Raw genomic sequence first — 10,055 nt, 5'->3', positions numbered from 1 at the left:
GGGCGTCCATCTCGGCCTGCACCTTCTTGCCCATCGCGCGGCGCAGCATGTCGGCTTCGCCCAGCGTGTAGCCGGCGAGCACCTGGGCGGCCTGCATAACCTGTTCCTGATAGACGAAGATCCCGTAGGTTTCGGCGAGGATGCCTTCGAGCTTGCGGTGCGGATATTCGATCGGTACCTGCCCCGCCTTGCGCTGGCCGAACAGCGGGATGTTGTCCATCGGGCCGGGGCGATAGAGCGAGACGAGCGCGATGATGTCGCCGAAATTGGTCGGCTTCACCGCTTTCAGCGTCCGGCGCATCCCTTCGGATTCGAGCTGGAACACGCCGACGGTATTGCCCGCCTGCATGAGGTGGTAGACCTGCGCGTCATCGAGCGGCAGGCCGCCCAGATCGATGGTGATGCCCCGCGCTTCGAGCAGGTCGACCGCCTTGCGCAGCACCGAGAGCGTCTTCAGCCCGAGGAAGTCGAACTTCACGAGGCCGGAGCTTTCGACATATTTCATGTCGAACTGCGTCACCGGCATGTCCGAACGCGGGTCGCGGTAGAGCGGCACCAGTTTCGCCAGCGGCCGGTCGCCGATCACCACGCCTGCCGCGTGGGTCGAGGAATTGCGCGGCAGGCCTTCCAATTGCATCGCGAGGTCAACGAGGCGCTTCACCTCCTTGTCATTGTCGTATTCGCGCTTGAAGTCCGCTGCGCCATTCAAGGAACGCGGCAGGGTCCAAGGGTCGGTCGGGTGATTGGGGACCATCTTGCAGAGGCGATCGACCTGCCCGTAGCTCATCTGCAGGATGCGCCCGCAATCGCGCAGCACCGCCCGGGCCTTCAGCTTGCCGAAGGTGATGATCTGCGCGACGTGATCGCTGCCGTATTTTGCCTGCACATAGCGGATCACCTCGCCGCGGCGCGTTTCGCAAAAGTCGATATCGAAGTCGGGCATCGAGACGCGTTCGGGGTTGAGGAAGCGCTCGAACAGCAGGCCAAGCTTGATCGGATCGAGATCGGTGATGGTCAGCGCCCATGCGACCGCCGAGCCCGCCCCCGAACCGCGCCCCGGCCCCACCGGAATGCCCTGATCCTTCGCCCACTTGATGAAGTCGGCAACGATCAGGAAGTAGCCGGGAAAGCCCATCTTGACGATCACGTCGATCTCGAATTCGAGGCGGTCGGCGTAGACCTTGCGCTCCTCCTCGGTGAGATCGGGATAGGCGGCGAGGCGCGCCTCGAGCCCCTTGCGCGAGTCCTCGGCGAGCATCCGCGCCTCGCCCGCAAGATCGCCCGCAAGGCTCGGCAGGATCGGCTTGCGATAGGGCGGCGCGAAGGCGCAGCGCTGGGCGATGACCAGCGTGTTAGCGGTGGCCTCCGGAAGGTCGGCAAAGGCCTCCTCCATCATGCTCGCGTGCTTGACGAAGGCCTGCGGGTTGGAGCGCGGGCGATCATCCGCCTCGATCTGGGTCGAGCCCGCGATGCACAGCATGGCGTCGTGCGCCTTGTGCATGTGCGGCTCGGCGAAGTTGGCGGGGTTGGTGGCGACCAGCGGGAGATCGCGGGCGTAAGCGAGGTCGACCAGCGCGTTCTCGGCGCGCTCGCAGACGGGATCGCCGTGGCGGGCGAGTTCGATGTAGAGCCGCCCGGGGAACAGCGCCTGGAGCCGGTCGGCCAGCCGCCCGGCCGCATCCTGCTGCCCTTCGGCCATCAGCCGCGTGAGCCCCCCCTCGCCCGCACCGGTGAGCGCGATCAGCCCGTCGGTCCGACCTTCAAGGTCGGCAAGGGTGACATGGGGATCGCGCTCGAGCGGGCGATCGAGATGCGCCGCCGAGACAAGATGGCACAGGTTGTCATAGCCCGCATCGTCCTGCGCATAGAGCGCCAGATAATCGACCGTGCCCCTGTCATCCCCGCGCGCGACGCCGAGCAGCGCGCCGATGATCGGCTGCACGCCCTCGCCCTTGCACGCCGCGGCGAAGGCCATGATGCCGTAGAGGCCATTTCTGTCGCAGATCGCGATGGCCGGAAAGCCGCGCTCCTTCGCCAGCTTGGCGATGTCCTTGGGATCGATCGCCCCCTCGAGCATCGAGTAGGAGGAGAGCACGCGCAAGGGGACGAAGGGGGCGAAGGGCATGCTCCGCAATCTAGGAAGTCGTGCCGATTCTCAAAGCGCCCCCAACGCTTATGTTGTGCACAGGGCAGCGCAAAAATCAGAGCAGCTTCTCAATGTCCCTCGCGATCGCCTCGGGCTTGTCGGTCGGGCCGTAGCGCTTCACCACCGTGCCGTCGCGCCCGATCAGGAACTTCGTGAAATTCCACTTGATCGAGGTCGAGCCCATCAGCCCCTTGGCCTCGGTCTTGAGCCAGCCATAGAGCGGCGAAGCGTTTGCGCCGTTGACGTCGATCTTGGCCATCAGCGGGAAGGTGACGCCGAAATTGACCTTGCAGAACTCGGCGATCTCCTCGGCATCCCCGGGCTCCTGCGCGCCGAACTGGTTGCAGGGGAAGCCGAGCACCTCGAAGCCGCGATCCTTGTAGGTCTGGTAGAGCTTTTCCAGCCCGTCATATTGCGGCGTGAAGCCGCATTGGCTGGCAGTGTTGACCACCAGCAGCACCTGGCCGAGCTTGTCCTTCAAGGCCAGCTCGGCCCCGCGGTTGGTGGTGACGGTGAAATCGGCGATCGTCGTCATGCAGGCCCCCTTGCGCGACCGGTCTGGTCAGGGGTCTTGTGCAGGGAAATCGGGGCGACTGGCAAGCGCCATTGCTTCTTCGGCAGTGTAGCTGCGGTCACCGGCCTTGGCGATGACGTAGCCCGCCCGGTCCTCCTCGGGAAGCATCGCGAGCCGGTGGATCATTTCGGCAAAGGTGCCGCGCATCAGGGGCACGCCGCCATCGGGAATCCGCGCGTCCTGCACCGCGGGGAGGATCGAAGCGCGATCGTCCCACGCCGTCTCGTCCGAATGGTTGCCGGTGCCCTGTGTGGTGCTGGGGTGGTCTGACATAGTCGCCTCTCTCCTTTCGTCCCAATTTGGCGGCTCGGAGGCGCAAGCGACTTATCCTAGATCAGCACGCCTTCCTTCAGCCGCACCACCCGGTCCATTTTTGCAGCGAGGCGTTCATTGTGGGTCGCGACCAGCGCGGCGCTGCCCTCGCCCCGCACCAGCGCGAGGAACTGGGCGAGAACGGCGTCGGCGGTGTGCTCGTCGAGATTGCCGGTCGGCTCGTCGGCCAGCACCAGCGTCGGCCGGTTGGCGAGCGCGCGGGCGACAGCGACGCGCTGCTGCTCGCCGCCCGACAGCTGGCTTGGGCGGTGGGTGAGACGATGGCCGAGGCCGAGGCTGGAGAGCAGGCTGTCGGCCCGCGCCTCGGCGTCTGTGCGGGGGGTGCCGAGGATCATCTGCGGCATCACCACATTCTCGCGCGCATCGAAATCGGGGAGGAGGTGGTGGAACTGGTAGACAAAGCCCAGGTGCTCGCGCCTGAGCTTGGTGCGCGCGTCGCCCGCCAGCGCCTCGGCCGCGGTGCCGGCAATGCTGATCGCGCCCTCGAAGCCACCTTCCAGCAGCCCCACGGCTTGCAGCAGCGTCGACTTGCCCGAGCCCGACGGGCCGAGCAGCGCAACGATCTCGCCGGGCGCAATCGCAAGGTCGACCCCGCGCAGCACCTCGATCCGTTCACCCCCCTGCTCGAAGCTGCGCTTGAGGCCCCTGAGCGCGACAATCGGCTGGGCGACGATGGGGGCGGTGTCACTCATAGCGCAGCACCTGCACCGGATCGGTATTGGCCGCCTTCAAGGCCGGATAGAGCGTGGCAAGGAAGCTCATTCCCAGCGCGAGAACCACGATCCCGAAGACTTCCCACGGATCGGTGCGCGAGGGCAGTGTCGAGAGGAAGCGCACCTCGGGGTCCCAGATCTGCTGGCCGGTGACAAAGGCGATGAAGGACACGATCGGCTCGCGGAAGAACAGGATCACCGAGCCCAGCAGCAGCCCCGTCCCCGTGCCGATCACGCCGATGGTGGTGCCGGTGGTGACAAAGATCTTGAGCAAGCTGCGCCGCGTCGCTCCCATGGTGCGCATGATCGCGATGTCGCGGGTCTTGGCGCGCACCAGCATGACGAGGCTCGAAAGAATGTTGAACGATGCGACAACGACCATGAAACTGAGCGCGAAGAACATCGCGACGCGCTCGACCTGAAGCGCCTCGAACAGGGCGGAGTTCATCGATTTCCAGTCGGAGATCACGGTGCGGCCCGAAAGCTGGTCGCGCGCCGGGGCGAGGATTTCGCCGACCTTGTCGGGGTTGTCGACCTTGACCTCGATCTGCGCCACCGAATCGCCCATCAGCAGCAGGCTTTGCGCCTCGGCGAGGGGGAGCATGATGAACTTCTCGTCGAAGGTCGAAATGCCGATCTCGAAAATCGCGCCCACTTCATAAGGCACCTGGCGTGGGGTGGTGCCGAAGGGGGTGGAGCGGCCCGCGGGGTTGATGATGGTGATCACGTCGCCCACCCGGATGCCGAGGTTCTGCGCCAGCCGGCTGCCGACCGCGACCTTGGCGAAGCCCTCGGGCCCGGGCGGCTGCGACAGTCCGCCGATGTCGCCGAGCAGCACCTTTTCGCGCAAGGCGGCGAGGTCCTTGTCGGTCTGGCCGCGCAGCAGGATGCCCTCGACATTGCCGTTATGGCTGACCAGCAGCGGCTTTTCGATCATCGGCGTCGCCGACACCACGCCGGGCGTCTTCTCGAGCGTGCTCATCACGCCCTGCCAGTCGTCGATACGCCCGCCCACGGCCTGCACCACCGCATGGCCGTTCAAACCGGTGATCTTTTCGAGCAGCTCGGCCCTAAAGCCGTTCATCACGCTCATCACCACCACCAGCAGCGCGACCGAGAGCGACACCACCCCCACCGAAATCGCCGCGACCAGCGCAATGAACGCTTCCCCCTTGCCCGGCCAGAGGTAGCGTTTGGCGATCATCCATTCGAAGGGGGAGAGCATGTGCGGTAAGGTGCGCCCAGAGAGGAGGTTGCCGCCGCATGTAGGGCGCTGCGGCGCGCGCGGCAATCCCCGCGAACATGCTCTTCCCGGATAGGGGCCTGTCACACCGCTGTCGCCAAAAAGCCGGGCAGCGCGGGGCTCCTTTCCCTTGTAATTGATCCGTCACATCGCCATTGGGGGGTCGCGCCAACGCGGGTGTACACGCGAACAGGTCTGGTGATGCCGATGAGCCTCCTTGCGATGAACCTCCATAATGTGACCCATCCCTTCCTCGATGCCGATGGTGACAAGCTGCGCGAGGAATGCGGCATCTTCGGCGTCATCCGCGCCGGCGAGGCGGCGGCGACCACCGCCTTGGGCCTCCACGCGCTCCAACACCGCGGGCAGGAAGCGGCCGGGATCGTCAGCTTCGATGGCAGCGAATTCTACGCCAGCCGCGGGCTTGGCCATGTCGCCGAGAATTTCTCCTCCTCCGAGGCCATCGCCGCCCTGCCCGGCCACATGGCGGCAGGCCATGTGCGCTATTCGACCACCGGCGGCTCGGGCCTGCGCAACGTCCAGCCGCTCTACGCCGACCTTGCCAGCGGCGGCTTTGCGGTGGCGCATAACGGCAATATCTCCAACGCCATGACCCTGCGCACGGACCTCGTGAACAAGGGCTCGATCTTCCAGTCGACCTCGGACACCGAGGTGATCATCCACCTCGTCGCCACCAGCCGCTATCCCACCATCGCCGACCGGCTGGTCGATGCGCTACGGCTGGTCGAGGGCGCCTATGCGCTGATCGTGATGACGCCCGAGGGCATGATCGCCTGCCGCGACCCGCTCGGCATCCGCCCGCTGGTGATGGGCCGCATGGGTGACGCGATCCTGTTCGCCTCCGAAACCGTCGCCTTCGACGTGGTCGGCGCCGAACTGATCCGCGAGATCGATCCGGGCGAGCTGGTGCTGGTCGATTTCGCCGGCGAGATCCGCTCGGTGCGCCCCTTCGGCAGCCCGAGCCCCCGCCCCTGCATCTTCGAGCACGTCTATTTCAGCCGCCCCGATTCTGTCTTCGCCGGCCGCTCGGTCTACGAGGCGAGGAAGGCGATCGGGATCGAGCTTGCCATCGAAGCCCCGTGCGATGCCGACCTCGTCGTCCCCGTCCCCGACAGCGGGGTTCCGGCCGCGATCGGCTTTGCCCAGCAATCGGGCCTGCCCTTCGAGCTCGGCATCATCCGCTCGCACTATGTCGGGCGCACCTTCATCCAGCCGGGCGACGGCGCGCGCAACTCCAGCGTCAAGCGCAAGCACAACGCCAACCGCGCCCTCGTCGAAGGCAAGCGCATCGTGCTGATCGACGATTCGATCGTGCGTGGCACCACCAGCCTCAAGATCGTCGAGATGATGCGCGAAGCCGGGGCCAAGGAAATCCACTTCCGCGTCGCCAGCCCGCCGACCGCGCATTCCTGCTTCTACGGCGTCGACACACCCGAACGCTCCAAGCTGCTCGCCGCGCGCATGGAGCTGGAACCGATGCGCGAATTCATCAAGGCCGACAGCCTCGCCTTCATCTCGATCGACGGGCTCTACCGCGCGGTCGGCAAGCAGGGGCGCGACAAGGCCTGCCCGCAGTTCTGCGACGCCTGCTTCACCGGCGAATATCCGACCTCGCTCACCGACCTCGCGCTTGCCGAGGCCAAGAGCGCCCAGCTTCCCTTCGCTGACCCCAAGGCTGCCTGACACCCGATGACCGACACTCCCAGCACCAAGCCGCTCGCTGGCCAGACCGCGCTCGTCACCGGAGCGAGCCGCGGGATCGGCGCCGCTACCGCGAGGGCGCTTGCGGCGGCGGGCGCGCACGTCATTCTCGTCTCGCGCAAGGTCAAGGCATTGGAGGAGGTCGAGGACGCGATCCACGCGATTGGCGGCACCTCGACCATCGCCCCGCTCGACCTGACCGAGCCTGACGCGGTCAGCCGCCTCGCCGCCGCCATCGCCGGGCGCTGGGAGACGCTCGACATCATGGTGCTGGCCGCCGCCTACCTGCCCGAGCTGACGCCCGCCTCGCAAATGGAGCCCAAGCAGTTCAACCAGGCGCTGCTCACCAATGTGGTCTCGACCCAGGCGCTGATCGCGGGCTTCGATCCGCTGCTGCGACGCGCCAAGGCGGGCAGGATCATCGGCCTCACCAGCTCGGTCGCCGCCGCCCCGCGCCCCTATTGGGGTGCCTATGGCGCGACCAAGGCGGCTTTCGAGAACCTGCTCGCGACCTATGCCGCCGAGGTCGAGCGCCTCAGCCCCCTTCGCGTCGCGATCGTCGATCCCGGCGCGACCCGCACCGAGATGCGCGCGCGCGCCTATCCGGGCGAGGACGCCTCGCAGCTCAAGGGCCCCGAAGTGGTCGCCGAGCGGCTCACCGCGCTGCTGGTCGAAGGCTTCGAGGGGCTCTACCGCGAACGCATCGGCTGAGCCCCGTTCCCGCCGCGCGCGGGGCAGTTTTCACCTAATCAGCCGTTTACCATTGTTCGAAGGCCTCGCTTAAGGAACGCGGGTGCACACCCTTGTGTGGACCTAACCGCTCCGAGAGACCCCAAGCTTCGACACAAGGCCAACGGCAATGCCGCCCGATACCGATCCCTATCGCACTGCTGCTCAGGAAGACCGCTGCGGCCCGCGCACCCGGCTGACGATCCCGGCCACCTTGCGTGCCTCGGGCGGCCGGGCGTTCCAGAGCGTGGTCCACGATCTGTCGATCTCGGGCTTCTCGGCCGCCTCGATCAACCGCATGCACGAAGGCCAGATGTGCTGGCTGACCCTCCCCGGCCTCGAATCGCTCCAGGCCGAAGTGGTGTGGTGGGACAATTGTGTGGTCGGCTGCGCCTTCAGCGAGTTGCTCAGCCCGATCGTCCACGACAACGTCCTGCAGCGCTACACCAACGCCGGGGCCTATCGCCCGACGCTCTGACGGCGGCTCGCTATTCGGCGGCGGCCGCGATCTTGCGAGCGAGGTCGAGGAACTCGCCCCGCTCCGCCCCGCCGCTCGCCTGCTTCCAGTTGCCGATATAGGCGAACACCATACGCTTGTCGGGGAAGAGGGTGATGGCCTGCCCGAAGATCCCTTGCGCGCCGTAGGTGCCTTGCGGATAGGTCCACCACTGGTAGCCGTAGCCAAAGCCGCTGTCGCCGAAGTCGACCTGCGAATCGGTTGCCTCGGCGAACCAGCCCGTCGGCACCTGCGCGCCCCCGCCCTCAAGCGCGAACTGGCCCATCCGGGCGTAGTCCGACAGCCGGATCGACAGGCAGCACCCGCCGATATTGCCGCCGCGCGGGTCGACCATCCAGAACAGGTCGCCCGAAAAGCCCGCCGGATCGACGATCTTGGCCTTGGCATATTCCGCGAGCGGCTTGCCGACGGCATTCTCGACCAGCACGCCGATGAGGTTGGTCTCGCCGGTCTTGTAGACCCACTTCTGGCCGGGCTCGGCCTCGCGCGGGAGCGCCTTCATCTGCGCGACGATCGCGTCCGCGCCGTATTCGACCACGAAGCGGTTCATCTGCGCGACGTCGGAATTGGGGTCTGTGTAGTTTTCGTCCCACTTCACGCCGCTGGTCATGGTGGCAAGCTGCTTGACCGTGACGCCGTCATAGGCGCTGCCAGCAAGGCCCGGGATATACTTGGTCACCGGATCATCGAGGCTGGTGATGAACCCATCCTTCACCGCCGCGCCGAGCAGGGTGGAGGTGAAGCTCTTGGCAACCGAGAAGCTGGTCCAGCGATCCTGCGGGCCCATGCCGAGGCCATATTCCTCGTGCACCACCTTGCCATCGACCAGCACCATCACTCCGGCGGTGTTGCTGGCTTTCATCAGCGCGGTGATTTCTGCGCGAAGCGCCTCGGGGAGCGGCGCGCCCTGGGGCAGCGCACGGGGGGTGGCGGCGGCGGGGACCTCGTGGCCGGCGAACCACTGTTCCATCGCCCGGAAACGCTCGGTGCGCTGGGCATCGGACCAGAACAGCACCGCAAGCTCGGACGGGTCGCGCGGCGGCGGCTGGGTCAGGCGCGCGGCGGGCTTTTCGGGATATTGCGGCGGAACCGCCAGCGCGGGCGCATCCTTGGCGGTCTGCGCGTGGAGCGGTGCCAGACCGCCCAGCGGCAAACCCAAGGTCAGGGCCAGCGCCGCGCCCGCCAGCATGCCGTTCTTCAAGCCCATGATGTCACCCTCTCGTCTGCTTTTGTTGCAGGGTGCATAGGCGGTCGCGGGCCGCAGGAGCAAGCCCCCGTCAGCCGGTCTTGATCGTCTTCAATGCCGCCAGCGCCCGCTCACGCGCCTGCCTGTGGCCGATGATCTTGCGCGGATAGCCCGAAGGCCTGCGCCCGAATTCCTCCGGGTCGTGGACATAGGGTTCGTCGATGCCCTTCAGCTCGGGCACGTACGTACGGATATAGCGCGCGGCGTCGAATTTTTCGGACTGGCTGAGCGGGGCCATGATCCGGCTGAACATGTTGGAATCCACCCCGGTGCCTGCGGTCCACTGCCAGTTGGTGGCGTTAGAGGCGTAGTCCGCATCGCACAAAGTGTCCCAGAACCACTTCTCGCCCTCGCGCCAATCGATCAGCAGGTGCTTGATGAGGAAGCTCGCGGTGATCATCCGCACGCGGTTGTGCATCCATCCGGTCGCCCATAATTGCCGCATCCCGGCATCAACGATTGGGTAACCCGTTCGGCCCTTGGTCCATGCCACGAAATCGGCCTGTACCGCTGGATCGGATAGGTCGCGCCACGGCAGCCTGTCGAACGCATCGCGGGCGTTCTTCGCGCCATATTCGGGCATCTGGACAATCACATTCTGTGCATAGTCCCGCCACACCAGCTCTTTCAAAAACACATCAACGGACCCGCCCGCATGCATGGTCGCGTGCCAGCACGCCGCAGGCGAAATCTCGCCAAAGTGCAGATGCGGTGAAAGGAATGACGAACCCGCAACCGATGGCAGATTGCGTTTCTCGTCATAAAATTTGGCCTTATCGGCAAAATTCTCAAGCCGTTCGCGCGCACCAGCCTCACCCGGGGTCCACATATC

At 66.1% G+C, this 10,055-nt stretch carries 10 protein-coding genes; 3 read left to right on the top strand and 7 right to left on the bottom strand.

Features of this window, described 5'->3' with window-relative positions; genetic code table 11:
* The 5 genes from dnaE to NBV68_RS13895 form a co-directional block, all read right to left on the bottom strand.
* A partial coding sequence (gene dnaE, locus NBV68_RS13915; RefSeq protein WP_296310735.1) for a DNA polymerase III subunit alpha occupies positions 1 to 2,125 on the bottom strand: 2,125 nt, incomplete at its 3' end.
* Between the two features lie 76 nt (positions 2,126 to 2,201).
* Entirely contained in the window at positions 2,202 to 2,681 is a 480-nt protein-coding gene (locus NBV68_RS13910; RefSeq protein WP_296310733.1) for a glutathione peroxidase, read from the bottom strand.
* 27 nt (positions 2,682 to 2,708) lie between these two features.
* Complete coding sequence (locus tag NBV68_RS13905) at positions 2,709 to 2,993, bottom strand: hypothetical protein (RefSeq protein ID WP_296310731.1); 285 nt, start codon at positions 2,991 to 2,993, stop codon at positions 2,709 to 2,711.
* A 56-nt stretch (positions 2,994 to 3,049) separates the two neighbouring features.
* Complete coding sequence (locus NBV68_RS13900; protein ID WP_296310730.1) at positions 3,050 to 3,745, bottom strand: ABC transporter ATP-binding protein; 696 nt, start codon at positions 3,743 to 3,745, stop codon at positions 3,050 to 3,052.
* A complete protein-coding gene (locus tag NBV68_RS13895) occupies positions 3,738 to 4,991 on the bottom strand; it encodes a lipoprotein-releasing ABC transporter permease subunit (protein WP_296310729.1) in 1,254 nt (417 codons plus the stop codon). The genes NBV68_RS13900 and NBV68_RS13895 overlap by 8 nt, the downstream gene beginning before the upstream one ends.
* A 219-nt stretch (positions 4,992 to 5,210) precedes the next feature.
* Here NBV68_RS13895 and purF point away from each other — a divergent pair, with 219 nt between their 5' ends.
* From purF to NBV68_RS13880, 3 genes are all read left to right on the top strand, one after another.
* Positions 5,211 to 6,713 carry an amidophosphoribosyltransferase gene (gene purF, locus NBV68_RS13890; protein WP_296310728.1) on the top strand — a complete coding sequence of 501 codons (1,503 nt, stop codon included), beginning with the start codon at positions 5,211 to 5,213 and terminating at the stop codon, positions 6,711 to 6,713.
* Positions 6,714 to 6,719: 6 nt separating this feature from the next.
* Positions 6,720 to 7,442, top strand: a complete 723-nt coding sequence (locus NBV68_RS13885; RefSeq protein ID WP_296310727.1) for an SDR family NAD(P)-dependent oxidoreductase — start codon at positions 6,720 to 6,722, stop codon at positions 7,440 to 7,442.
* A 148-nt stretch (positions 7,443 to 7,590) separates the two neighbouring features.
* The gene (locus NBV68_RS13880; RefSeq protein ID WP_296310726.1) at positions 7,591 to 7,938 is read left to right on the top strand and encodes a PilZ domain-containing protein; all 348 of its coding nucleotides are present in this window, start codon (positions 7,591 to 7,593) and stop codon (positions 7,936 to 7,938) included.
* A 10-nt stretch (positions 7,939 to 7,948) separates the two neighbouring features.
* On the opposite strand, the gene NBV68_RS13875 is transcribed toward NBV68_RS13880, so the two are convergent.
* On the bottom strand, positions 7,949 to 9,184 hold the full coding sequence (locus NBV68_RS13875) for a serine hydrolase domain-containing protein (protein ID WP_296310725.1): 1,236 nt from the start codon (positions 9,182 to 9,184) through the stop codon (positions 7,949 to 7,951).
* A gap of 70 nt (positions 9,185 to 9,254) precedes the next feature.
* Positions 9,255 to 10,055: deoxyribodipyrimidine photo-lyase (locus NBV68_RS13870; protein ID WP_296310724.1), on the bottom strand; the 801-nt coding region annotated here is incomplete at its 5' end.

The organism is Erythrobacter sp. (genome assembly GCF_023653175.1).
GTDB lineage: Bacteria > Pseudomonadota > Alphaproteobacteria > Sphingomonadales > Sphingomonadaceae > Erythrobacter.
Note: the sequence above shows the minus strand (reverse complement) of the source record. Positions and strands in the feature narration are given on the sequence as shown.

Coding starts and splice junctions, on each gene's coding strand:
- NBV68_RS13900 (WP_296310730.1), bottom strand. CDS start 3,745: ATGAGTGACACCGCCCCCATCGTCGCCCAGCCGATTGTCGCGCTCAGG.
- NBV68_RS13885 (WP_296310727.1), top strand. CDS start 6,720: ATGACCGACACTCCCAGCACCAAGCCGCTCGCTGGCCAGACCGCGCTC.
- NBV68_RS13910 (WP_296310733.1), bottom strand. CDS start 2,681: ATGACGACGATCGCCGATTTCACCGTCACCACCAACCGCGGGGCCGAG.
- purF (WP_296310728.1), top strand. CDS start 5,211: ATGCCGATGAGCCTCCTTGCGATGAACCTCCATAATGTGACCCATCCC.
- NBV68_RS13880 (WP_296310726.1), top strand. CDS start 7,591: ATGCCGCCCGATACCGATCCCTATCGCACTGCTGCTCAGGAAGACCGC.
- NBV68_RS13905 (WP_296310731.1), bottom strand. CDS start 2,993: ATGTCAGACCACCCCAGCACCACACAGGGCACCGGCAACCATTCGGAC.
- NBV68_RS13895 (WP_296310729.1), bottom strand. CDS start 4,991: ATGCTCTCCCCCTTCGAATGGATGATCGCCAAACGCTACCTCTGGCCG.
- NBV68_RS13875 (WP_296310725.1), bottom strand. CDS start 9,184: ATGGGCTTGAAGAACGGCATGCTGGCGGGCGCGGCGCTGGCCCTGACC.